This is a genomic window from Nitrospirota bacterium (assembly GCA_015233895.1).
In the GTDB taxonomy this organism is placed as follows: Bacteria; Nitrospirota; Thermodesulfovibrionia; order Thermodesulfovibrionales; family Magnetobacteriaceae; genus Magnetomonas.
In genome coordinates this window covers 139,515-162,443 of record JADFXG010000002.1, presented here as the reverse complement: position 1 = coordinate 162,443, position 22,929 = coordinate 139,515, and the positions used below count along the sequence as shown (strand labels likewise).

Genomic DNA, 22,929 nt, shown 5'->3' with positions numbered 1-22,929 from the left:
ACTTTCTAATATTAGATTATATATAATCTTTCCATGATACGGTTTTATGATATTAATTTGTTTAGGGAGATACCAAAAAATTAAGTTCTAAAAAAAGTAAATTTATACTTGACAAAGTTAAAACTTCTGTTTTATAATTCACCTTTGTGAAAAATACTAATACAAATTAGTTTGGAGGAACATTGCCGACTATATCGCAGTTAGTCAGGAAAGGTAGAGAGCAGGTCATAAAGAAGACCAAGAGTCCAGCTTTAGAGGAGTGTCCTCAGAGAAGGGGAGTGTGCGTGAGAGTTTATACTACTACGCCCAAGAAACCGAACTCGGCATTGAGAAAAGTTGCCAGAGTGCGATTGACAAACGGCTTTGAAGTAACAGCCTATATACCTGGGGTTGGCCACAACCTGCAGGAGCACTCGATTGTGTTGATTAGGGGAGGACGTGTAAAGGACCTTCCAGGTGTGCGGTACCATATAATAAGAGGAACACTTGATACTACCGGTGTTGCCGACAGAAGACGAGGGCGCTCTAAGTACGGAGCCAAAAAGCCTAAATAATGAGGATTAGGAAATGCCAAGAAGAAGAGTAGCTGAGAAAAAAGAAATATTGCCCGACCCCTTATATAATAGCAAGCTGGTCGGAAAGTTTATTAACATACTGGTTGAGGATGGCAAGAAGGCGATAGCTGAGAGAATCTGTTATGGTGCTTTTGATGTCATTAAAACCAAAACAAACGAGGATCCTCTGAAGGTGTTTAAAACCTCTATAGAGAATGTTAAACCTCTTATAGAAGTAAAACCCCGCAGGGTTGGTGGGGCGACATATCAGGTGCCTGTAGAAATAAGGCCCCAGAGAAGGCTCGCTCTTGCCTTCAGGTGGATAATTAATTATGCCCGAGGCCGTAATGAAAAAACGATGACCGACCGGCTTGCAGGCGAACTTGTTGATGCTTTCAACAGTGTTGGAAGTTCTATAAAGAAAAAAGAAGATACTCATAAAATGGCAGAAGCTAATAAAGCCTTTGCTCACTACAGATGGTAATACAAATAAATGTCTGAACGATTTTCACTTGAAAAAACCCGCAATATCGGCATTATGGCTCATATTGACGCAGGTAAAACAACGACTACGGAGAGAATTCTCTACTACACCGGAGTTACTTATAAAATAGGAGAAGTTCACGACGGCACTGCCGTGATGGACTGGATGCCTCAGGAGCAGGAACGCGGAATAACGATAACCTCTGCGGCAACTACCTGTTATTGGAAAGATAACAAGATTAATATAATAGATACACCCGGGCATGTGGATTTCACCATAGAGGTGGAAAGATCCCTTCGGGTTCTTGACGGGGCAGTAATACTGCTTGACTCCGTATCGGGGGTGGAGCCTCAAACAGAGACAGTGTGGAGGCAGGCTGAGCGGTATGAAGTCCCAAGAATAGCGTTTCTTAATAAGATGGACAGAATGGGATCAGATTTTTACATGTCTGTGGATTCTATGGTGGAAAAGTTGGGGGCAAATCCGGTTCCTTTACAGATTCCTATGGGCTCAGAGGAAAACTTCAGAGGGCCGGTTGATCTGGTTAGAATGAAGGCCTATTACTTTGATGACGAGGCACTGGGGTCAAGCTACGTAGAGGATGAGATCCCAACCGAGTTAATGGAATTAGCCCTTAAGTACAGAGAAAAACTCCTTGAGTCTGTTTCCGAGCTTGATGATGCAATAATGGAAAAATATTTAAACGGGAAAGAGATAACGGAGCCGGAGATAAATGAGGCAATAAGAAAAGGTGTGGCAGCCAGACTGATAACTCCTGTACTGTGCGGAGCGGCATTTAAAAACAAAGGTGTACAGATGCTCCTTGACGGTATAATAAAGTACCTGCCATCGCCGCTTGACGTTGAAGCCATTAAAGGGATAAATCCCGATGACAATAGCGAGGCCATCCGCACGGCTTCTTATGATGAGCCTTTTGCTGCGCTTGCTTTTAAAATAATGACTGACCCATATGTTGGGCAGTTATCCTTTATAAGGGTTTACTCAGGAGTTTTGGCAAGTGGTTCTTACGTGTATAATTCCACAAAGGCAAAAAAGGAAAGAATCAGCAGGCTATTAAGAATACACGCTAATAAGCGCGAAGAGATAGATGAGATAAGTGCCGGTGATATAGCGGCCATAGTAGGGCTTAAAAATACACTTACCGGCGACACTCTTTGCTTTGAGAAGAGTCCGGTCATACTTGAGTCTATGAAGTTTCCGGAGCCTGTTATCTCGGTAGCGATAGAGCCTAAAACTAAAGACGACAGGGATAAGCTGTTTCAGTCGCTGGGAAAACTTACACAAGAAGACCCATCTTTTAAGATGTCATATAACGAGGAAACCGGACAGACTCTTATATCCGGTATGGGCGAGCTACATCTTGAGATAATCACAGACCGCCTGATCAGAGAGTTTAAGGTTGGCGCAAATGTTGGAAAACCACAGGTAGCATACAGAGAAGCCATAAAGGACAGTGCCGATGCCGAGGGTAAGTACATCAGGCAAACCGGGGGCAGGGGTCAGTATGGCCACGTAAAGATAAGGATAGAACCTCTTGAGAGAGGTAAAGGGTTTGAGTTTGAAAATAAGATAATCGGCGGATCAGTGCCGAGAGAATATATATCAGCAGTAGAGGCAGGCATGAGGGAGGCCATCAATGTTGGTGTTGTGGCCGGATATCCCCTTGTGGATGTAAAAGCCACTCTGTATGACGGATCCTACCATGAGGTGGACTCATCAGAGATGGCCTTCAAAATTGCAGGCTCAATGGCTTTAAAGGAGGCTGTTTCCAGGGCAAAACCTGTGCTTCTTGAGCCTATAATGAGTGTCGAGGTAGTGACCCCTGAGGATTACATGGGGGATGTCATAGGAGACCTCAATTCACGGCGAGGAAAGATACATCAGATAAATAAAAGAGGTAAGACTCAGGTCATTGAGGCTCATGTGCCTCTGTCAGAGATGTTTGGTTATGCAACTGATTTAAGGTCAAATAGTCAGGGTAGGGCAAGCTATACAATGCAGCTTGCGTTATACGAGGAGCTCCCTAAAAGTGTAGCTGAAGAGGTAATAAAAAAAATTAAGGGGCTTTAAATATTTTACTTGACAAATGGTAAAATCTCTGCTAAGATACCTACTTTCGTCAGTAATATAGCGAATTATTAAAAATATATTAAGATAAACTTCAGATTCGGCTGTCTGTGAAAAGACACGAAACTAAGGAGGTAGAGAAGAGATGGCAAAGGCTAAGTTTGAAAGGACAAAGCCGCACGTCAATGTTGGCACGATAGGGCACGTTGACCACGGTAAGACAACACTGACGGCGACGATAACCAAGGTGTTGGCAATGAAGGGGCAGGCGAAGTTTACAGCCTACGATCAGATAGATAATGCACCGGAGGAAAAGGCAAGAGGTATAACAATAGCAACGGCGCACGTTGAGTACGAGACGGACAACAGGCACTATGCGCATGTGGACTGTCCTGGGCATGCTGACTATGTAAAGAACATGATAACCGGGGCGGCACAGATGGATGGGGCAATCCTAGTGGTGAGTGCCGCTGATGGCCCTATGCCGCAGACGAGGGAGCACATCTTGTTGGCACGGCAGGTGGGAGTGCCCTGTATAGTGGTGTTTATGAATAAGACAGACATGGTGGATGACCCTGAGCTCATTGAGCTGGTGGAGCTTGAGATACGAGAGCTATTGAGTAAGTATGGGTTTCCCGGGGATGAGATACCGATAGTAAAGGGCAGTGCGTTAAAGGCAATAGAGAGCACGGCAACAGAGCCGTCAGCGCCCGAGTACAAGTGTATAGCGGAACTGATGGATGCGGTGGATGCGTATGTACCACAGCCACAGAGGCCGTTGGATAAGCCATTTTTGATGCCGATAGAGGATGTATTTTCAATAAGCGGCAGAGGGACGGTAGTAACAGGCAGAGTGGAGCGTGGCATAGTCAAAGTGGGTGAGGATGTAGAGATAGTGGGGATATCAGCCACAAGAAAGTCGGTAGTGACCGGGGTGGAGATGTTTAGGAAACTTCTTGATGAGGGGCGAGCCGGAGATAACATAGGAGCGCTTTTAAGAGGAGTGGGCAAAGATGAGGTAGAAAGGGGCCAGGTGTTAGCGAAACCTGGCAGCATAACGCCGCACACTAAGTTTAAGGCAGAGGCATATGTGTTGACAAAGGAGGAGGGCGGCAGACATACGCCGTTTTTTAAGGGATACAGGCCGCAGTTTTACTTCAGGACGACAGACGTGACAGGAGTGTGTGAGCTGCCAGAGGGAGTGGAGATGGTAATGCCTGGTGATAACATAAGCATAAAAGTGGAGTTAATAGCGCCGATAGCAATGGAAAAGGAACTGCGTTTTGCAATTCGTGAGGGTGGCAGAACAGTTGGTGCCGGTGTTGTTACAGAGGTTTTGGAGTAGGAACTTGAACGAAAAAATCAGAATAAAACTAAGGGCATTTGACCACAGACTGCTTGATCAGTCTGTAAAGGAAATTGTTGACACTGTGCACAGAACAGGCGCAAGAATAGCAGGGCCTGTGCCGCTGCCAACGCATATTCAGAAATTCACTGTTTTGAGGTCGCCTCATGTGGATAAGAAGTCCAGAGAGCAGTTTGAGATAAGGACACATAAACGGCTGATTGATATTCATGACCCAACTCAGCAGACAGTGGATGCCCTTATGCAGTTAGAGTTAGCAGCCGGAGTTGATGTGGAGATAAAGCTATGAACGCTGAAAGAACCGGTATAATAGGCAGAAAGTTGGGAATGACCCAGATATTTACAGAGACAGGGAACGTTGTGCCTGTAACTTTAATAGAGGCAGGTCCGTGTAGTGTCATCCAGATAAAGACCGTTGAACGAGATGGGTATGATTCTGTGAAGGTTGGCTTTATAGAGACAAAGAAGGCTAACAAGCCTATGAAGGGAATTTTTGAGAAGTCAGGTCTAAAGCCAACACGGGTAATCAGAGAGTTTCCAATAGACGGACTGAAAGTAGGTGACTTTGTAACAGTGGATAGATTTGCAGCAGGCGATGTGGTAAAGGTAGCAGGAGTGTCAAAAGGAAAGGGCTTTCAGGGAGTAATGAAGAGGCATAATTATGCCGGAGGTCCTGGCGGCCACGGTTCGATGTTTAACAGAGCGCCGGGCTCAATTGGTGCTAGTTCGTTTCCTTCAAGGGTTTGGAAAAATAAGGGAATGCCTGGACACATGGGCTCAGAGAGAGTTACGGTTAGAAATCTCACTATAGTAGGAGTCAGGGCAGAGCAAAATGTGTTAATAGTTAAGGGTGCGGTGCCCGGAGCAAAGGGCGATATAGTGGAAATAAGGAAGGGTTTTTAAAGCCTGCAACTTAAGATGACAAGGGCTAAGCAGACATGTTAGAGATTGAGATAAGAGATAAAAATAATAATAAAATGGAAAGTATGGCACTGCCTGAGGATGTTTTTGGCCTTGAGTCCAGACCTGATATTTTACACGACGTTGTGAAAAATTATCTGGCAAATCAAAGGCAGGGAACCCATGCAACAAAGACCAGAGGTATGGTAAGTGGCGGCGGAAAAAAGCCGTGGAAGCAGAAACACACCGGACGGGCAAGACATGGCAGTATCAGGTCACCGCTTTGGAAAGGCGGCGGAACAGTTTTTGGCCCGCAGCCAAGGGATTATTCCTACAAAGTAAATAAGAAGCTGCGCCGTCTTGCTGTAAGGCTTGCTCTGTCAGAAAAAAGCAGCACTGGCAATATATTTATACTAGATGCTTTTCAGATAGCAAAGCCAAAAACTAAAGAGGTCCTGGAGATACTAAAAAATATAGGTCTTGTGGATAAAAAAGTACTGATAGTGGTGCCTGAAAAGGACGACACACTTGTGCTTTCCTCAAGAAATATAGTGGGCGTTAAGGTGGTCAGGGTACAAGACATCAATACTTATGATATTATAAACCATGAATTTTTGTTATTAACAAAAGACGCACTAAATTCAGTAAAAGGGTTAAACGATGAAGGACGCATACACGATAATTAAAAGGCCCATGTTTACGGAGAAGGGTACCTTTATTAAAGAGCTAAACGGTAAGCTTTTGATTGAGGTTGATATGTCTTCTAATAAGATAGAGATAAAGAGGGCATTTGAGGAGATTTTTAAGGTCAAGGTGGTTAAAGTGTCAACAATAACACAGCCTGGCAAGTGGAAAAAGTATGGTAAGTCTATAGGTATGACTCAGACGATAAAGAAAGCCATAGTTACACTTGGAAAAGGCGAAAAGTTAGACTTTATAGAAGGTGTTTAAATGGGAGTAAGAAGATATAAACCGACATCGGCAGGCAGACGTTTTCAGACTGTTTCAGATTTTGATAATGTAACTGCAGAAAAGCCCTATAAGCCATTGACTGCTCCGGTGAAGAAAGCTGGCGGTAGAAACAACACAGGCCGTGTTACGGCATGGCACAGAGGTGGAGGCACAAAAAGACAGTACAGAATAATTGACTTTAAAAGGGATAAGACAGGAATTGCTGCAAAGGTAGAAACCATTGAGTATGATCCAAACAGGACAGCAAGAATAGCTCTGCTAAAGTATAAAGACGGTGAAAGACGCTATATAATTTTGCCTATGGGTTTAAATGTCAACGATGACGTAATGAGTGGTGCCGAGGCAGAGATCAAGCCAGGTAATGCTCTGAAACTAAAAGATATTCCAATAGGCACAGTAATTCACAATGTGGAGTTAAAGCCTGGTCAGGGCGGCAAATTAATAAGAGGTGCCGGAGGACAGGCTCAGTTAGTGGCAAAAGATAAAGGGTATGCCCAGGTGAAGTTAACCAGCGGTGAGGTAAGGCTGGTACCTATGGAATGTATGGCAACTATAGGACAGGTTGGCAATGCTGAACACGAAAACATATCCATTGGTAAGGCAGGGCGGAACAGGTTGAAAGGTAAGAGACCTATAGTAAGAGGTGTTGCCATGAACCCGATAGATCATCCGCTTGGTGGCGGCGAAGGTAAGAGTTCCGGCGGCAGGCCGCCTTGTACGCCATGGGGTACGCCTGAGGGGATTAAAACAAGGAAAAACAAACGCACTGACAAGTTTGTTGTCAGGAGAAGGAAATAAGAGGGAGCACGTATGCCCAGGTCAGTAAAAAAAGGTCCGTTTGTAGAGGAAAAGTTGCTGTTTAAGATAACGAAATTACAAGAAAGCGGCGAGAAGAAGATTGTTAAAACATGGTCAAGGCGCTCAACCATAGTGCCTGAGTTTATCGGTTATACGTTTGCAGTTTATAATGGTAAAAAGTTTATACCGGTATATGTGACAGAAAATATGATAGGTCATAAGCTTGGTGAGTTTTCCCCGACGCGGACTTTCAAGGGGCATTCTGGTGCTGATAAATCTGCAAAAACAGCAAAATCTACTTCGGTAAAAGGTAAATAAATATTATGGAATCAAAAGCACTATTACGGTATGCACGTATTACGCCGCAGAAGGCGCGGCGAGTTGTAAGGCTGATAGCCGGTAAGAGGGCTCAGGAGGCCATGACGATGTTAGAGTACATGCCCTACAGAGGGGCAGTGCTAATAAAAAAGCTGCTGAAATCGGCAATGGCAAATGCTGAGCAACATGATGTCGCAGACCCTGACAATATGAAGCTTCTGCGTGTGTATGTCGATGAGGGGCCTATGATGAGGCGCATTATGCCGCGGGCAATGGGCAGGGCTAATGTAATCAAGAAAAAAACGAGCCACATAACAGTGGTTCTATCAGAGTGATGGAGGTGGCTTTTGGGCCAGAAGACACATCCCATAGGTAACAGACTAGGAATTATAAAGACGTGGGATTCTAAGTGGTACAGTAAGAGTGCTTATGCCCAGCAATTGCATGAGGATTTAAAGTTACAGCAGTATATAAAGGAAAAGTTGTACCATTCAGGTATAAGTAAGGTTGAAATTGAGCGTGCCGGACAGAAGATAAAGATCATAATACACACGGCGCGTCCCGGAATAATCATTGGAAAGAAGGGTATTGAGGTAGAAAACCTCAAAAAAGCTATTGAGTCATCTATTACAAAGCAAGTGAGCATTGATATAAAAGAAATTCGAAAACCAGAACTTGACGCTCAATTGGTAGCGGAAAATATAGGAATGCAGATTGAAAAGCGTGTGGCATACCGCAGGGCTATGAAAAAATCAGTTTTGTCTTCTATTCGGTTCGGTGCTCTGGGAGTAAAGATAGCCTGTGCAGGACGTCTTTCAGGAGCAGAAATAGCACGTACCGAGTGGTATAAAGAAGGGCGTGTGCCACTTCATACATTCAGGGCTGATATTGACTATGGCACAGCACGTGCAAAGACAACGTATGGGATAATTGGCGTAAAGGTGTGGATTTATAAAGGTGATGTGCTGCCGGAGACAAAGGGCGCAGCCTGAGATGGGGATAATGAGAGGTAAGGAGTACACGACATGTTGATGCCTAAGAAGGTAAAATACAGAAAGATGATGAAGGGTAATATGAATGGTAAGGCCATGCGCGGCTCAGAGGTCTCGTTTGGTGAATTTGGCCTTAAAGCTCTTGAACCTGGCTGGATAAGCAGCAGACAAATTGAATCTGCCAGAGTGGCTATTACCAGATATGCTAAGAGAGGCTGTAAGCTATGGATAAGGATTTTTCCTGATAAGCCTATAACTAAAAAGCCTGCTGAGACAAGAATGGGTAAAGGAAAGGGTAATCTTGAGTACTGGGTGGCTGTGATAAAACCCGGCAGGGTGCTCTATGAAGTATCCGGTGTAACTGAGGAGATAGCAAAAGAAGCCATGCGACTGGCCTCATTTAAGCTTCCTATATCTACTAAATTTGTACGGCGAGAGGAGGCTGTGATTTGAAAAAAGTGGCAGAATTAAGATCCCTTACTGAGGATGAGCTTATGGTAAAAGAGCGGGAACTGAGGAAGGAGCTTTTCAATCTCAGGTTTCAAAGCGCAACCGGCGAGATACAAAACCCAATGCGGTGTAAAGCCGTACGAAAGGACATTGCAAGGGTGTTGACTATAAAAACACAACTTAAGGCGGGAAAAAGAAATGCCTAAGAAGCTTTATACCGGAGATGTGATTAGCGATAAGATGGACAAGACTGTGACAGTTGCCATAACGTCCTTATACCAGCATCCGCTCTATAAAAAGACAATGAAACACACGTTAAAGGTCAAAGCACATGACGAAAAGAACATGTGTAAGGTAGGCGATACGGTGTCGGTGGTGGAGAGCAAACCTATCAGTAAGACAAAACGGTGGGTAGTAGTAAATAAACAGGAAAACAAGGAGCACACTGATGATACAGGTTGAGACGGTGTTGGATGTGGCGGATAATTCCGGAGCCAAAAAAGTCCAATGTATAAAAGTGCTTGGCGGATATAAGAAGCGGTACGCCCGTATAGGCGATATAATCGTGGTAAGTGTAAAGGAGGCGATACCGTTAAGTAACGTTAAAAAGGGCTCAGTCGCCAAAGCTGTTGTTGTTAGAACCCGTAAAGAGACAAGGCGGGCTGATGGTACATATATAAGGTTTCAACAAAATGCTGCGGTTTTAATTAATGCGGCTCTTGAACCTGTAGGGACACGTATATTTGGCCCTGTGGCAAGGGAATTAAGGTGGAAGGAATTTACTAAAATAATATCACTGGCGCCAGAGGTATTGTAAGGTGGTGAGATAATATGGGACTTAGCATAAAAAAAGAAGACACAGTTATTGTGTTAACAGGCAAAGAAAAGGGGAAAAGAGGCCGTGTTATAAAGAGCCTGCCCGATAAAGACAGTGTGTTAATAGAAAATGTCAATATAATAAAGAAACACATGAAGCCAAATAAGAAATATACTCAAGGTGGCATAATAGAGAAGGAGTTCCCGCTGCATATATCAAAAGTGATGCTCTTGTGCAGCCGTTGCAGCAAACCAACCAGAGTGGGCACTATAGTGCTTGAGGGTGGTAAGAAGGTCAGGGTTTGCAAGAAATGCAAGGAGGTTATGGATTAAACGTTATGGATGTGCGGATGAGGGATAAATACGTAAAGGAAATAGTACCTAAGTTGATGAAGGACTTTTCATATAAAAACATAATGCAGGTACCGCGTCTTACCAAGGTGGTGCTAAATGTAGGACTTGGCGAGGCTATACAGGATATAAAACTTCTCGATGCAGCCCAGAAAGAGCTTGAAGCGATTTCCGGACAAAAGTCGGTTGTGACAAAAGCTAAGAAGTCTATAGCAGGGTTTAAGTTAAGAAAAGGAATGCCAATAGGCTGTATGGTAACGCTGCGCGGGGATATGATGTACGAGTTTCTGGACAGATTTATAACGCTCTCGTTACCGAGAATCAGGGATTTTAAGGGTATATCCGGTAAGTCTTTTGACGGACGAGGCAATTTCTCAACAGGGGTCAGAGAGCAGTTTATCTTTCCCGAGATAGATTACGATAAAGTTAACACAGTCCACGGACTAAACATAGTTATGTGTTCAACGGCAAGAAACGACAAGGAGTGCAAGGCACTGCTCAAAGAGTTTGGAATGCCCTTTAGGGATTAATGCTTTCAGAATTGATAGATGGGGCATGTGTGTGTGAAGATGGAATTGGAGGGTAAATGGCAAAGACGTGTATGAGAGAGAAGTGTAAGAGGCCGTCAAAGTTTAAAGTGAGGGCATACAACAGGTGTCAGTTGTGCGGGAGACCTCGTGGGTATTTGAGGAAATTCGGCCTTTGCCGTATATGTTTTAGAATGTTGGCACTACAGGGGAAAGTCCCCGGTGTGGTAAAATCAAGTTGGTAGGGGTAATCAGATCATGATGACAGATCCAATAGCAGACATGCTGACAAGAATAAGAAACGCCATAATGATACGGGCTGAGAAGGTGGATATACCGGCGTCCCGGATTAAACTGGAAATAGCAAAGTTATTGAAAGAAGAGGGTTTTATACGGGCTTATAAGATATTAAAGGATAAAAAGCAGGGAGTGTTGCGAGTGTCTTTGAAGTACGTTGAAAACAAAAGCGTTATAACCGGACTCCAAAAAGTCAGCACTCCGGGCCGCAGAGTATATAGGGGTTACAAGGACGTTGAAAGTGTGATGGGAGGCGTTGGTATTGCAATACTCAGTACGCCTAAGGGAATTGTGACGGATAATACAAGCAGGCAGGATAAAGTGGGCGGTGAGGTAATAGCCCATATCTGGTAAATACCGGGGCAATTGTAATGCCCCAGGTTCTATATGGAGAATTTGACAGGGAGAGCATGGAGAGATGTCAAGAGTAGGAAGAAAACCGATAGATATACCGGCTGGTGTAGTGGTTAAGATAGAAGGCCCCGAGGTGGTTGTAACCGGACCCAAAGGAACATTAAACTGGCGCAGACCAGAGGGTGTGGCATTAACGCTATCCGGAAACACTTTAACCGTACAGCGCCAAAGTGACAGCAAAGAGCACAGATCGCTTCACGGGCTTACAAGAACCCTCATAAGTAATATGTGCACGGGAGTTTCCGCAGGATTTACACGCAACATGGAACTTGTAGGCGTTGGTTACAGGGCACTGGTTAAAGGAGATAAGATAGAATTCACTGTAGGTTATTCACATCCTGTAGAGATGACGCTGCCAGCCGGAATAACCGCAGAGGTCGATAAAAAGCAGACTAAGCTGGTTCTGATGGGAACTGATAAGGAGATGCTTGGGCAGCTTGCGGCAGATATAAGAAGTATCAGGGTGCCGGATGCGTATAAGGGAAAGGGCATACGGTATGCTGAAGAGGTCATAAAGGTAAAACCCGGCAAGACAGGCACTAAGTAGAGACGGGTTACAAAGGAGGCTAAGCCAGAAATTGAACAGAGATAAGATAGAATTAAGGGAAAGAAGACACTTAAGAGTAAGAAAGAAGGTTACTGGTACACAGGAAAGACCGAGGCTAACTGTCTATAAAAGCTTAAACCATATGTATGCCCAGATAATAGATGACACGGTAGGGCGTACGCTTGTGAGTGCGTCAACACTGGAGAAAGAAATGCGGCAGTCGGCAAGCCATAAGGGTAATGTTAAATCTGCCAGCCTGATAGGTGATATTATAGCCAAACGTGCTAAGGACAAGGGAATCCAGAAGGTGGTCTTTGATAAAGGCGGTTTTAAGTATCATGGCAGAGTTGAGGCCGTAGCTCGGGCAGCCAGAGAGGCAGGTCTTGAGTTTTAATTCAAAATTGAACCGGAGGCATAGTGGGTAGAATAGAGCACGAAGAGTTGGACTTACAGGAAAAGGTGGTCTTTATAAACCGGGTGGCGAAGGTTGTTAAAGGCGGACGCAGATTTTCATTTAGCGCTCTTGTTGTAGTGGGAGATGGTAATGGAATAGTTGGAGTTGGCAAGGGTAAAGCTAATGAAGTGCCTGAGGCTATACGAAAAGCAGTTGAGAAAGCAAAAAAGGGGCTTCTTAAGTTTCCTGTTAAAGATGGTACGATACCTCACAGGATAATTGGCTACTGCGGCTCTGGAATGGTTGTGCTAAATCCTGGCAAAGAGGGAACAGGGTTAATAGCCGGCGGTCCTGTAAGAGCTGTTTTAGAAGTGGCTGGCGTTCATAACGTAGTGGCTAAATCAGTAGGTAGCACAAATGCTTTCAACGCAGTAGGAGCTACGGTTGATGGATTGACAAAGTTAAAAGATACCGAGGCAGTGTTGAAATTACGCGGGCGTACTGATGAAAATTATCACGCTAAAGAGGCAGGTAAGTGATGTACAGGATAACGCAAAAGAGGGGCTATGCCGGATTAACGGAGCAAATGAGAAGGACTCTGGCGGCACTTGGCCTAAGAAAGCCCGGTATGGTGGTGGTGAAAGAGGATATCCCAGCTATAAGAGGGATGATTCGCAAGGTGTCACATTTACTTACGGTAGAGGTCTTGCAAACTAAAAGTTAAAAGAAAAAAAGTATCGGCAGCAGGGAGATTAACCTGTTCGGTAGTGTAAGAAAGAGATATTTGGAGGCTGTAAAGTGAATATAAATGAGCTAAGCCCGGCTGAGGGCAGCACAAAGAGCGTAAAGCGAATAGGGCGCGGCACGGGCTCCGGTCGTGGCAAGACCTCGGGCAAGGGACATAAGGGACAGAAGGCGCGTGCCGGGGCTGGTAAAAGAATGGGATTTGAAGGCGGCCAGATGCCGTTACAAAGGAGGCTCCCTAAAAGGGGATTTAAGAATATTCCTTTTAAGACTGAGTATGGAATCATAAATGTGGACGATATAAATGCACTTGAGGACTTAAACGAGATAACTCCTGAAGCACTTTTTGAAATGGGGGTTATAAAGAAATTCCACAGTGGTTTAAAGGTGTTAGGCAGAGGCGAATTGACACGGCCAGTGAAGGTGGTGGCAAATGTTTTTAGTAAAACAGCACAAGAAAAAATAGCACAAGCCGGCGGACAGGCCGTCGTACTATAGCCGCGGCAGAGGTATAGGTATTGGGAACACTTTCAAGTTTTAGAAACATATTCAGAATAGAGGAATTAAAAAAGAGGGTATTATTTACTTTTGCTCTTCTTATCGTTTATAGAATCGGTGCACATGTGCCGACACCAGGGATAAATGGCGAACAGTTAAGCAAATTTCTTACCGATAAGGGCGGCGCTCTTATGGGCTTTTTTGATATGTTTTCTGGTGGCGCTCTTTCCAGAGTGACAATTTTTGCCCTTGGTATAATGCCCTACATTAGCGCCTCCATTATTTTTCAACTCCTTACTGTGGTAATTCCGGCCGTTGCAAAGCTTGCAAAGGAGGGTGAGGAGGGCCGCAAGAAAATTACGCAATATACTCGTTATGGCACAGTTGTAATCAGCATGGTCCAGTCGTTTGGCATATCCGTGGGGCTTGAAACAATGGCTAACGGGCAGTTCATTCAGCACCCTGGCTGGGGCTTTAGGATTCTAACGATGTTGACACTTACCGCAGGCACAGCCTTTATAATGTGGCTTGGTGAGCAGATAACTGAAAGAGGCATAGGTAACGGTATTTCGCTGATAATCTTTGCTGGTATTGTGGCAAGGCTTCCCAATGCGATAATAACCACTGGCAGACTCATAAAAGCTGGTGAGTTATCAATCATACTGGTGCTGATAGTGGTTGTCATGATGATAGCGGTTATAGCGGGTATAATTTATATGGAAAGAGGGCAGAGAAAGCTGCCTGTTCAGTATGCTAAACGTGTTGTTGGAAGGAAAGTCTATGGTGGGCAAAGCACACATCTGCCGCTTAAAATCAACACCTCAGGGGTTATCCCTCCAATATTTGCATCCTCAATAATAATGTTTCCGGCAACCATCGCAGGTTTTATAGCAGTGCCATGGGTGCAAGCTTTTGCTAAGCAATTGTCTCCTGGGTCAGCCCTTCATGATTTAATGTATGTGATGATGATAGTGTTTTTCTGCTATTTTTACACTGCAATAGTGTTTAATCCCGTGGATATATCGGATAATCTTAAGAAATACGGCGGTTATATCCCAGGAATCAGGCCGGGCAAAAACACCTCAGATTACATATTCAGGGTGCTTTCACGGCTGACATTTGTTGGCGCCATCTACCTTTCCGTTGTCTGTGTGCTGCCAAGCATACTAATAAGCAGGTTTAAGGTGCCATTTTATTTTGGCGGCACTTCGCTTCTGATTGTAATAGGAGTAGCACTTGATACAGTGTCACAGATAGAGTCACACCTTCTTACCAGATCATACGACGGCCTTCTTAAAAAGGGAAAACTGAAAGGAAGACGAGGGTAGTTAAAACAAGGCTTAAGTGATTATAATAAAGTCAGATGATGAAATTAAAAAAATATCAAAGGCATCTAAAATAGTAGCTGAGATATTGGAGAAAATTGGAGATTTTATAAAACCTGGAATAACAACTAAGGATTTAGAATTGTTTTCAGAAAGTTTAATTAAACAACACGGGGCAACCCCAGCGTTTAAAGGCTACAGAGGATATCCGTCAAGTCTGTGTGTTTCGATAAACAATGAAGTAGTGCACGGCATACCGTCGCCTAAACGTGTGGTGAAGGATGGAGACATAGTGAGCGTTGACTTAGGAGTGGTTTATAAGGGATTTATAGGGGATGCGGCAAAGACCTATGCTGTTGGAAAGGTAAAACAGGATGCTGTGAGACTGCTTGCAGTGACAGAGGAGTCTCTTTATAAGGGAATTAATGAGGCAGTGTCTGGAAAAAGGGTGTCAGATATATCACATGCAATTCAGAGTTATGTTGAAAGTAACGGATACTCTGTGGTTAGGACGTTTGTTGGCCATGGGGTAGGCAGAGACCTTCATGAAGAGCCTCAGATACCTAATTACGGTGCGCCCCACAAGGGCCCCAGGCTAAAGCGAGGTATGGTTTTAGCAATAGAACCGATGGTAAACATTGGCGGGCATGAGGTGAAAGTTCTTGAGGATGGTTGGACAGCAATTACAGGGGACGGGACACTCTCTGCACATTTTGAACACACGGTATTGGTTACCGAGGGAGAGCCGGAGGTGTTGACGGTGTTGAAAAATTGAAATTTTATAAGAAGTCAAGAAGCGATAAGCACAAAAAAGCAACTGATGAGGTAAAGGAGTCAGCCAGAGAGGATAGTATTGAGGTACAGGGCACGATACAGGAGGCTCTGCCAAATGCTATGTTTAGAGTGGAATTGGAAAATAAACAGGCTGTAATGGCATATGTTTCCGGTAAGATGAGGATTCACTATATAAAGATACTTCCTGGGGATAAGGTTTTAGTGGAATTGTCACCGTATGATTTGACAAAGGGCAGGATTACGTACAGGTACAAATAATTCTGGCGTAAAGACATTGAGCTTAGCAGAACTGTGGCAGGCAAGGGTCGGACGTCGTTAAGGAGGGATATAGAGTGAAGGTAAGGGCATCAGTTAAGCCAATATGTACAAAGTGCAAGTTGATAAAGCGAAAGGGTGTACTACGGGTGATATGTGAGATACCAAAGCACAAACAGCGGCAAGGTTAAATGTGAGGGAATAAGATGGCAAGAATAGCAGGAGTGGATTTACCCAGAAAAGAACGGGTGGAGATAGGGTTAACGAGAATATTTGGAATAGGGAGACCGACCTCCAGAAAGATTCTCAAAGAGTCCGGCGTAAACCCTGATACGAGGGTAAATGATTTGAGTCCGGATGATGTGGCAAAACTTCGGGCAGTGATAGACAGAGACTATAAGGTAGAGGGAGACTTAAAGAAAGAGGTCTCTATGAGTATCAAAAGGTTAATGGATATAGGCTGTTACCGAGGTTTAAGACATAAACTGGGACTGCCTGTAAGGGGGCAGAGAACTAAGACAAATGCAAGAACACGACGGGGTCCTACTAAGTCAGCGATCAAGAAAAAAGGAGGTAAATAATGCCGCCGAGGAAGCGTAAAGGGCCAAAGAAAGAAAAGAAGCGTGTAGCCAGCGGGGTTGCCCACGTGCAGACAACATTCAACAACACCCTTGTAACGATAAGTGACACATCGGGTAACGTGTTGGTGTGGTCATCGGCAGGCAGCCTGGGATTTAAGGGTTCAAGAAAGGGAACGCCCTATGCGGCTCAAATAGCGGCGGAGACGGCGGCAAAAAAGGCCATAGAAATGGGAATGAAACAGATTGATGTTTTTATAAAAGGGCCGGGGGCCGGCAGGGAATCTGCTATAAGGGCCATACAGGCGGCAGGCATAGATGTTAATTTAATAAAGGATGTAACTCCTGTGCCGCATAATGGGTGTAAACCTCCAAAAAGGAGGCGAGTGTAGCATGGCCAGATACACAGGACCACTCTGTAGGTTATGCCGCAGGGATAATGAGAAGCTGTTTCTTAAAGGACAGAGGTGTACCACTGATAAGTGTTCCATCGAAAGGAGGAAGACAGCACCCGGGCAGCACGGCTTAAGAAGGGGAAAACTCTCCGATTATGCAATCCAGCTCAGGGAAAAACAGAAGGTTAGATTGGCTTATGGCCTTTTGGAGCGGCAGTTTAGGAGGTATTTTAAAGAGGCCTCAAAAAAGCGCGGGATAACTGGTGAGCTTTTGCTTCAGCTCCTTGAGCTACGTCTGGACAACATTGCTTTCAGGCTGGGTTTTGCTTCAAACAGGAATCAGGCAAGGCAGATGGTCACTCATGGGCATTTTGTCGTAAACGGCAGAAAGGTCAACATCCCGTCCTATAGATTAAAGGCAGGGGACACGGTGGCGGTTTTTGAGAAAAGCAAGACTGTGGCAGTGTTTGAGGAAAATACATCAAAGGCGCAGCACGCTGGTGTGCCGACATGGCTGCAATTAGATGGAGCGTCGTTAAGCGGCAAGGTACTGCATGTGCCACAGAGAGATGATATTCCTCTTGTTGCCAGGGAACAGTTAATCGTAGAGTTTTATTCGAGATAGATGAACGGAGGCAATATGTTTCTTGAAAATAGTGGTTTTCAGCTGCCGGAAAATGTTTACCTGGAAGAGGAGACATATTCTCAGACTTATGGCAAATTGATTGCTGAACCATTGGAACGAGGTTACGGCATTACTATTGGCAATGCCCTCAGAAGGGTATTACTCTCTTCGATAGAAGGTGCCGCTATAACTTCTGTTAAGATAGATGGTGTGTTCCATGAGTTTTCTACCGTAAAGGGTGTCAAAGAGGATGTTGTTGAGATAATTCTTAACTTAAAAAAACTAAGATTTAAACTGCATTCAGACGGTGAGATAATAGCCAGGATAAATGTTTCTGGTAAGAGAGAGGTAACGGCTCAGGATATAGAGGCTGATTCGGTTTTAGAGCTTTTAAACACAGATGCCCATATAGCCACACTGGACGATGATGCTGAGTTTGTAGCAGAGCTTACAATAGACAAAGGGCGCGGTTATAAACAAGCTGAGGACTTAAAAAAAGAAGGAGCACCAATCGGTTTTATAGCAATAGATGCAGTGTTTACACCGATTAAGAAGGTGGTGCTTAATGTAGAAAAGACAAGGGTCGGTAAAGCAACAGATTATGATAAGTTGATTCTTGAGATATGGACGGATGGGAATTTAAGTCCAAAAGAGGCAGTAAGCACGGCAACTGCTATTTTGATTAAGCACATGGGATATTTCAGCTTTGCTGCAGACGTAGTGGAATCCGCAGAGCAAGAGAATGTGTCTGAGGATGAACCGGTTGTTGAGAGGGCAGAAGCAGGAGATGAACCTGCAGTGTATCAAAATCATGAGCAGCCAGTATCGTCTGCAACAAGAGACTTATACAAAAACCTTGTAAAGACAGTTGACGAGCTAGAGTTTTCAGTAAGAAGCCAGAACTGTTTAAAAAATGCTGACGTAAAGTATATCTATGATCTTGTCCAAAGAAGTGACAACGAGATGCTTAAGATGAAGAATTTTGGTAAGAAATCGCTGGATGAAATCAGGGATGTGCTGTTAAGTCTGGGTCTGGATTTTAACATGAAAATAGACATGGATTTGGTAAAGAAAGAATTACTGGCTAAAAACGGAGGGAAGTGATGCGCCACAAAGTAGCTACAAGGCATTTTAACAGAACAGCGAATCAGCGCAAGGCATTATTCAGAAGTCTGCTGGTTGCCTTGATAGAGTATGAAAGAATAGAGACAACTGTAACAAAGGCCAAAGCGATAAAGGGTATGGCCGAAAAGATGGTAACTTTGGGTAAGCGAGGGGATTTACACGCAAAGCGTATAGCTTTTTCCGATGTCCCTTGCAGAAAGACAGTAGCCAAGTTATTTTCTGACATAGCGCCGCGGTTTAGCGCAAGAAATGGCGGCTATTTGAGGATAATTAAGACTCGTCGCCGGTTAAAAGACCAGGCTGAGATGGCAGTTATAGAGTTTGTTGATTACGAGACTGCACATAAGCCCTCTGAAACTGTAAAGGGTAAGAAATAAATGTCAGATGTATGGGTTTTACTGGGTTTTTTGGTTTTCTGGATAGTGCTACAGGTTTTTGTTTTCCCAAAGTTTGGGATAAGAACCTGAGCGACCAGCCATCAGGAGACGTGCTCTCCTAAGGATGATATTAGCAAAAAGACCAACACTGGCAGTTCGCAGAAGTAAGGGATATGTATGCTAATGTGCTTTCAACATAACTGATGTCAGAGTGTCTTTCTGAGGGGGGTAGATTGTGTTAAAGGCATTGTATTTGGTTTTCATGTTTCTTATTTTAACAGAACCGGTTTATGGAGCGGGCGCTTCTACACCGGTTTATGTAAATATAGTCGTTCACAACGAGGAGCCGGATGATAGCCACCCTGATTATCTTAATAATCCGCAATACTATTTAGATAACCGGGCGCTTCTTAGAGAGTTTGCCCTGATGGTGAAATCAAGCGGGGCTGTGATGAATTTTCAGGCTGACTGGAACTATCTGCTTGCTGTGTTGAATTATGATGTTGGTGATGTGGTAAGTGACACAAACGGTAAGAACATAGTCAGATGGATGGTTGAGGATTTAGGATTTGAGGTGGACCCTCACACACATGAGATATCTTATAACTATGCAGATGTAGCTTATCTGATTACTCTGCTTGGTGTCACCCCTTCAAGAAATGTAGGAGGGTTCTTATATTATCCTCCGGAGGCTCAAACGTGGGAAAAGTTCTCATTTGGGATATACGGCCAACAGTTCCCGTCATATTTCTGGCAAGCTGATAACCTCTGGGGAGCGGCTACGTACGACCATAGTACACTGGATGATAAAAGTTTCGGAGCTTGGAAGCCTACAAATGGATTTGGGTTTTATGATCATGACCCGTCTCAGAGGTTGCTTTATATTGGCGGCGGCTGCGGCAGTGTGTATGGGATAGAAGATCTGATTATTGCTAAAGACAATGGCGGCTTAAATCCCATGGGTTTTTACACGGCCTCTATATTTATCCCCCAGAAAGCTTTGGATCCTATGCTTATAAGCACAGTTTCGAATTATATACTTACCTTAGCGCCATACGTAACTGCCGGTAAAGTGCAGTGGATGACGCTTACACAGATTGCCAGCATTTGGCATACAGAGTTTTCTGACATACCATCTCAGGTGGTATGTAACAGTGTTCCTGATGGGATGCCGTTAGACAACAGCACTGAGCACTGTCCGATTCAGTCCTGTGGCTCTGAGGAACTACTGCAAAATAGTTATTGAAATACCACAAATGAATAAGTTATTATCTAACTCATAATGATGGAGGTACAGTATTAAACTTATAACAGAAGACGGACAGTCAGAGCTTAGCACAGAGGAGATTTTAAAGAGGGCTAAAAAAAGCAAAACTCTTGCCTACAGAGTTGGTTCTGCTCTTATAGATGTCAATGAGATAAAAAATATGGATGACACCTCGGAGTTAATTCCGGTTACTGTAGAGAGTGCAGAGGGGCTTAAATTAAACCGGCACAGCGCCTCCCACATAATGGCACACGCGGTAAAGGAACTGTTTCCTGATGTTAAGATAACCATTGGGCCAGCAACAGAGGAGGGGTTTTACTACGATTTCGATACTGAGCGTCCTATAACAGAGGATGACCTTGTAAAGATAGAAAAAAAGATGTCAGAACTTATAAGGCGTAATTCGCCTTTTGTCCGTAAAGTCATGAAAAAGGCGGAAGCTGTGGAGTTTTTCAAGGGTTTAGGTGAACACTACAAGGTGGAGATAATAGAGGCTCTTGAGGCAGACGAGGTAAGTTTGTATGAAGAGGGAGGGTTTACGGATTTATGCCTTGGCCCTCATGTGCCTTCAACCGGATTTATAACCGCCTTTAAACTTCTGAAAACTGCCGGCGCGTACTGGAGAGGCGATGAGAAAAATAAAATGCTTCAAAGACTCTACGGCACATCATTTGCAAATGTTGAGGAGCTTAAAAATTACCTTAATTTCCTTGAAGAGGTTAAAAAGCGTGACCACAGGCGGCTTGGTAAAGAGCTTGACCTTTTTAGTATAAACGAGGAAATCGGCTCAGGTCTGATTCTTTGGCACCCAAATGGCGCAATCATTAGAAAAACCATAGAGGATTTCTGGAAAGACGAACACATCAAGGCCGACTACAAACTCCTCTACACGCCTCACATAGCGCGCATCAACTTGTGGGAAAAGAGCGGCCACCTTGACTTCTACAGAGAAAACATGTACACCCCTATGGATATAGACGGTGTGGATTTTGAGCTTAAACCTATGAATTGTCCGTTTCATGTGGCTATTTATAAGAGCTCTCTGAGAAGTTACAGAGACCTGCCGATTCGGTATGCCGAGTTGGGTACGGTGTATCGGTATGAGCGTTCAGGGGTGCTGCATGGGCTTATGCGAGTGCGGGGATTTACACAGGATGACGCCCATATATTTTGTACAACTGAGCAAATAGAGGATGAAATCTTAACGATTCTTAATTTTACGATTTTTGTGCTTAACACATTTGGTTTTAAGGACTATGATGTGTATCTGTCAACGAGGCCGGAAAAGTATGTGGGAACTCTTGAGCACTGGGAAATTTCAACTAATGCGCTCAGGAAGGCGCTTGAAACTATGGGGTTAAAGTACGAGATTGACCCGGGTGAAGGCGTATTCTATGGCCCTAAGATTGATATAAAGGTTAAGGATTCGCTTAACAGGCAATGGCAGTGCAGCACGATACAGGTGGATTTTAATAACCCTGAGAGGTTTGACATATCGTACCGTGGAGCGGATGATAAGGAGCACATGCCAATAATGATTCACCGCGCGCTAATGGGCTCGCTTGAGAGGTTTTTCGGAGTTTTGATAGAGCACTACGCAGGAGCGTTTCCGGTATGGCTCTCGCCGGTACAGGTGTCGGTTTTAACAATATCTGAGCGTCATGCCCCTTTTGCTGATGAAATGTCATCTTACTTAAAGTCACAAGGCATCAGGGTTGAAAAGGATACGGCCAATGAGAAGATTAACTATAAAGTGCGGCAGTCCACTGTAAAAAAGATTCCGTATGCCGTTATAATAGGAGACAAGGAGGCAGAGAGCGGCGCTCTTTCTGTCAGGAAAAGAAATGGCGACAATATATCTTTTCAGAGCAAAGAGGATTTTCTGTCCTTTTTACTTAAAGAGATAAAAGGTAAAACTTAAGGAGGTGTTCAATAAACAACAAGGTTAAAGTAAACGAACAGATTAAATCCCCGCAGATAAGACTAATTGATGTTGAGGGAGGGCAGCTTGGAATCGTAGCGGTAAGGGATGCTATAAGGTCAGCAAAGGAAAAGGGGCTTGACCTTGTGGAGGTAGCGCCCGGAGCAAATCCTCCCGTGTGCCGCATCATGGATTTCGGAAAGTATAAGTATCAAATCAGTAAGAAGCACTCTCACCGGAAAACAACGGACGTTAAAGAGGTGAAAATCCGGCCTCGTATATCAGACCATGATTTAGAGAGGAAGGTCAACCAGATGATAGGATTTTTGGGTGAGGGGGATAAGGCTAAAGTGTCAATGTATTTCAGAGGCAGAGAAATCATAAGGCCAGAGCATGGCATGGCCATCTTTGACAATATCGTTGAAAAACTTCAGGGTAACTACAACATAGAGGTTAAACCCAAACTTGATGGAAAGAGCATAATAATGGTTGTAGCGCCAAAGTAATAGTCAGCAAGTCATAATTTTACAACCTTCATAACCCAACGGGAGAGTTGCGCCATGTGGTATCGTGTTGTTTTAAATAAATGAGGGATTTTTTTTGAGATTTTTTGCTTACTACCGATTAGCCGTTAAAAAAGTAAAATAATAAGGTAATTTAAGTAAGGGAGAGCGCTGCCCTCCCTTAAACCCACCCGCACGGGGAAATGATTCCCCCGTGACCCCCCGTTTTAGTGTTAGCGTTTGGGTGGTCTTG

Annotated in this window: 37 protein-coding genes; all 37 read left to right on the top strand. The window is 44.2% G+C overall.

The features are described from left to right. Window positions 1-182 precede the first annotated feature (182 nt). The 37 genes from HQK88_02985 (at window position 183) to HQK88_02805 (ending at window position 22,679) form a co-directional block, all read left to right on the top strand. Entirely contained in the window at window positions 183-554 is a 372-nt protein-coding gene (locus HQK88_02985; GenBank protein MBF0615764.1) for a 30S ribosomal protein S12, read from the top strand. Between the two features lie 13 nt (window positions 555-567). After that, window positions 568-1,038 carry a 30S ribosomal protein S7 gene (gene rpsG, locus HQK88_02980; protein ID MBF0615763.1) on the top strand — a complete coding sequence of 157 codons (471 nt, stop codon included), beginning with the start codon at window positions 568-570 and terminating at the stop codon, window positions 1,036-1,038. Between the two features lie 9 nt (window positions 1,039-1,047). Continuing rightward, window positions 1,048-3,129, top strand: coding sequence for an elongation factor G (fusA, locus tag HQK88_02975; protein ID MBF0615762.1), 2,082 nt, complete (start codon window positions 1,048-1,050; stop codon window positions 3,127-3,129). Window positions 3,130-3,271: 142 nt separating this feature from the next. Further along, entirely contained in the window at window positions 3,272-4,471 is a 1,200-nt protein-coding gene (tuf, locus tag HQK88_02970) for an elongation factor Tu (protein MBF0615761.1), read from the top strand. Between the two features lie 4 nt (window positions 4,472-4,475). Beyond that, entirely contained in the window at window positions 4,476-4,781 is a 306-nt protein-coding gene (gene rpsJ, locus HQK88_02965; protein MBF0615760.1) for a 30S ribosomal protein S10, read from the top strand. Further along, window positions 4,778-5,395 carry a 50S ribosomal protein L3 gene (rplC, locus tag HQK88_02960; protein ID MBF0615759.1) on the top strand — a complete coding sequence of 206 codons (618 nt, stop codon included), beginning with the start codon at window positions 4,778-4,780 and terminating at the stop codon, window positions 5,393-5,395. The genes rpsJ and rplC overlap by 4 nt, the downstream gene beginning before the upstream one ends. 35 nt (window positions 5,396-5,430) lie before the next feature. Next, window positions 5,431-6,078 (top strand): 50S ribosomal protein L4, encoded by a 648-nt coding sequence (rplD, locus tag HQK88_02955; protein MBF0615758.1) that lies wholly within the window; start codon window positions 5,431-5,433, stop codon window positions 6,076-6,078. Continuing rightward, the gene (gene rplW / locus HQK88_02950; protein MBF0615757.1) at window positions 6,053-6,343 is read left to right on the top strand and encodes a 50S ribosomal protein L23; all 291 of its coding nucleotides are present in this window, start codon (window positions 6,053-6,055) and stop codon (window positions 6,341-6,343) included. Before rplD ends, rplW begins: the two co-directional genes overlap by 26 nt. Next, a complete protein-coding gene (rplB, locus tag HQK88_02945) occupies window positions 6,344-7,162 on the top strand; it encodes a 50S ribosomal protein L2 (GenBank protein MBF0615756.1) in 819 nt (272 codons plus the stop codon). It abuts the gene before it with no gap. A 12-nt stretch (window positions 7,163-7,174) separates the two neighbouring features. Then, window positions 7,175-7,480: a 30S ribosomal protein S19 gene (rpsS, locus tag HQK88_02940; protein ID MBF0615755.1), complete on the top strand. Its 306-nt coding sequence runs from the start codon at window positions 7,175-7,177 to the stop codon at window positions 7,478-7,480. A 5-nt stretch (window positions 7,481-7,485) separates the two neighbouring features. Beyond that, window positions 7,486-7,815 carry a 50S ribosomal protein L22 gene (rplV, locus tag HQK88_02935; GenBank protein ID MBF0615754.1) on the top strand — a complete coding sequence of 110 codons (330 nt, stop codon included), beginning with the start codon at window positions 7,486-7,488 and terminating at the stop codon, window positions 7,813-7,815. 12 nt (window positions 7,816-7,827) lie between these two features. Further along, complete coding sequence (gene rpsC / locus HQK88_02930; GenBank protein ID MBF0615753.1) at window positions 7,828-8,472, top strand: 30S ribosomal protein S3; 645 nt, start codon at window positions 7,828-7,830, stop codon at window positions 8,470-8,472. A 33-nt stretch (window positions 8,473-8,505) separates the two neighbouring features. Further along, a complete protein-coding gene (gene rplP, locus HQK88_02925; GenBank protein ID MBF0615752.1) occupies window positions 8,506-8,925 on the top strand; it encodes a 50S ribosomal protein L16 in 420 nt (139 codons plus the stop codon). Window positions 8,926-8,966: 41 nt separating this feature from the next. After that, entirely contained in the window at window positions 8,967-9,128 is a 162-nt protein-coding gene (gene rpmC / locus HQK88_02920; GenBank protein MBF0615751.1) for a 50S ribosomal protein L29, read from the top strand. Further along, window positions 9,121-9,384, top strand: a complete 264-nt coding sequence (rpsQ, locus tag HQK88_02915; GenBank protein MBF0615750.1) for a 30S ribosomal protein S17 — start codon at window positions 9,121-9,123, stop codon at window positions 9,382-9,384. The genes rpmC and rpsQ overlap by 8 nt, the downstream gene beginning before the upstream one ends. Beyond that, window positions 9,371-9,739 carry a 50S ribosomal protein L14 gene (gene rplN / locus HQK88_02910; protein ID MBF0615749.1) on the top strand — a complete coding sequence of 123 codons (369 nt, stop codon included), beginning with the start codon at window positions 9,371-9,373 and terminating at the stop codon, window positions 9,737-9,739. The genes rpsQ and rplN overlap by 14 nt, the downstream gene beginning before the upstream one ends. A gap of 14 nt (window positions 9,740-9,753) precedes the next feature. After that, complete coding sequence (locus tag HQK88_02905; protein MBF0615748.1) at window positions 9,754-10,071, top strand: 50S ribosomal protein L24; 318 nt, start codon at window positions 9,754-9,756, stop codon at window positions 10,069-10,071. Between the two features lie 5 nt (window positions 10,072-10,076). Beyond that, a complete protein-coding gene (rplE, locus tag HQK88_02900; GenBank protein MBF0615747.1) occupies window positions 10,077-10,619 on the top strand; it encodes a 50S ribosomal protein L5 in 543 nt (180 codons plus the stop codon). Window positions 10,620-10,675: 56 nt separating this feature from the next. Continuing rightward, entirely contained in the window at window positions 10,676-10,861 is a 186-nt protein-coding gene (locus HQK88_02895) for a type Z 30S ribosomal protein S14 (GenBank protein ID MBF0615746.1), read from the top strand. Window positions 10,862-10,871: 10 nt separating this feature from the next. Next, a complete protein-coding gene (gene rpsH / locus HQK88_02890; GenBank protein MBF0615745.1) occupies window positions 10,872-11,267 on the top strand; it encodes a 30S ribosomal protein S8 in 396 nt (131 codons plus the stop codon). Window positions 11,268-11,331: 64 nt separating this feature from the next. Beyond that, window positions 11,332-11,874: a 50S ribosomal protein L6 gene (gene rplF, locus HQK88_02885; GenBank protein ID MBF0615744.1), complete on the top strand. Its 543-nt coding sequence runs from the start codon at window positions 11,332-11,334 to the stop codon at window positions 11,872-11,874. A gap of 31 nt (window positions 11,875-11,905) precedes the next feature. Then, window positions 11,906-12,268, top strand: a complete 363-nt coding sequence (locus HQK88_02880) for a 50S ribosomal protein L18 (protein ID MBF0615743.1) — start codon at window positions 11,906-11,908, stop codon at window positions 12,266-12,268. A gap of 20 nt (window positions 12,269-12,288) precedes the next feature. Continuing rightward, complete coding sequence (rpsE, locus tag HQK88_02875; protein ID MBF0615742.1) at window positions 12,289-12,807, top strand: 30S ribosomal protein S5; 519 nt, start codon at window positions 12,289-12,291, stop codon at window positions 12,805-12,807. After that, a complete protein-coding gene (rpmD, locus tag HQK88_02870; GenBank protein MBF0615741.1) occupies window positions 12,807-12,992 on the top strand; it encodes a 50S ribosomal protein L30 in 186 nt (61 codons plus the stop codon). Before rpsE ends, rpmD begins: the two co-directional genes overlap by 1 nt. Before the next feature lie 74 nt (window positions 12,993-13,066). Next, window positions 13,067-13,510, top strand: coding sequence for a 50S ribosomal protein L15 (gene rplO / locus HQK88_02865; GenBank protein MBF0615740.1), 444 nt, complete (start codon window positions 13,067-13,069; stop codon window positions 13,508-13,510). Between the two features lie 20 nt (window positions 13,511-13,530). Then, window positions 13,531-14,838: a preprotein translocase subunit SecY gene (secY, locus tag HQK88_02860; protein MBF0615739.1), complete on the top strand. Its 1,308-nt coding sequence runs from the start codon at window positions 13,531-13,533 to the stop codon at window positions 14,836-14,838. Window positions 14,839-14,854: 16 nt separating this feature from the next. Further along, complete coding sequence (map, locus tag HQK88_02855) at window positions 14,855-15,610, top strand: type I methionyl aminopeptidase (GenBank protein MBF0615738.1); 756 nt, start codon at window positions 14,855-14,857, stop codon at window positions 15,608-15,610. Beyond that, window positions 15,607-15,888 carry a translation initiation factor IF-1 gene (infA, locus tag HQK88_02850; GenBank protein ID MBF0615737.1) on the top strand — a complete coding sequence of 94 codons (282 nt, stop codon included), beginning with the start codon at window positions 15,607-15,609 and terminating at the stop codon, window positions 15,886-15,888. Before map ends, infA begins: the two co-directional genes overlap by 4 nt. 74 nt (window positions 15,889-15,962) lie before the next feature. Continuing rightward, window positions 15,963-16,076: a 50S ribosomal protein L36 gene (rpmJ, locus tag HQK88_02845; GenBank protein ID MBF0615736.1), complete on the top strand. Its 114-nt coding sequence runs from the start codon at window positions 15,963-15,965 to the stop codon at window positions 16,074-16,076. Between the two features lie 15 nt (window positions 16,077-16,091). After that, window positions 16,092-16,466 carry a 30S ribosomal protein S13 gene (rpsM, locus tag HQK88_02840; protein ID MBF0615735.1) on the top strand — a complete coding sequence of 125 codons (375 nt, stop codon included), beginning with the start codon at window positions 16,092-16,094 and terminating at the stop codon, window positions 16,464-16,466. After that, a complete protein-coding gene (gene rpsK / locus HQK88_02835) occupies window positions 16,466-16,855 on the top strand; it encodes a 30S ribosomal protein S11 (GenBank protein MBF0615734.1) in 390 nt (129 codons plus the stop codon). The genes rpsM and rpsK overlap by 1 nt, the downstream gene beginning before the upstream one ends. Window position 16,856: 1 nt before the next feature. Then, on the top strand, window positions 16,857-17,483 hold the full coding sequence (gene rpsD / locus HQK88_02830; protein ID MBF0615733.1) for a 30S ribosomal protein S4: 627 nt from the start codon (window positions 16,857-16,859) through the stop codon (window positions 17,481-17,483). 15 nt (window positions 17,484-17,498) lie between these two features. After that, on the top strand, window positions 17,499-18,587 hold the full coding sequence (locus HQK88_02825) for a DNA-directed RNA polymerase subunit alpha (protein ID MBF0615732.1): 1,089 nt from the start codon (window positions 17,499-17,501) through the stop codon (window positions 18,585-18,587). Then, window positions 18,587-18,985: a 50S ribosomal protein L17 gene (gene rplQ / locus HQK88_02820; GenBank protein MBF0615731.1), complete on the top strand. Its 399-nt coding sequence runs from the start codon at window positions 18,587-18,589 to the stop codon at window positions 18,983-18,985. Before HQK88_02825 ends, rplQ begins: the two co-directional genes overlap by 1 nt. Window positions 18,986-19,220: 235 nt before the next feature. After that, window positions 19,221-20,231, top strand: coding sequence for a hypothetical protein (locus tag HQK88_02815; GenBank protein MBF0615730.1), 1,011 nt, complete (start codon window positions 19,221-19,223; stop codon window positions 20,229-20,231). 52 nt (window positions 20,232-20,283) lie between these two features. Then, complete coding sequence (gene thrS / locus HQK88_02810) at window positions 20,284-22,173, top strand: threonine--tRNA ligase (GenBank protein ID MBF0615729.1); 1,890 nt, start codon at window positions 20,284-20,286, stop codon at window positions 22,171-22,173. A gap of 11 nt (window positions 22,174-22,184) precedes the next feature. Beyond that, window positions 22,185-22,679 carry a translation initiation factor IF-3 gene (locus HQK88_02805; GenBank protein ID MBF0615728.1) on the top strand — a complete coding sequence of 165 codons (495 nt, stop codon included), beginning with the start codon at window positions 22,185-22,187 and terminating at the stop codon, window positions 22,677-22,679. Window positions 22,680-22,929 lie beyond the last annotated feature (250 nt).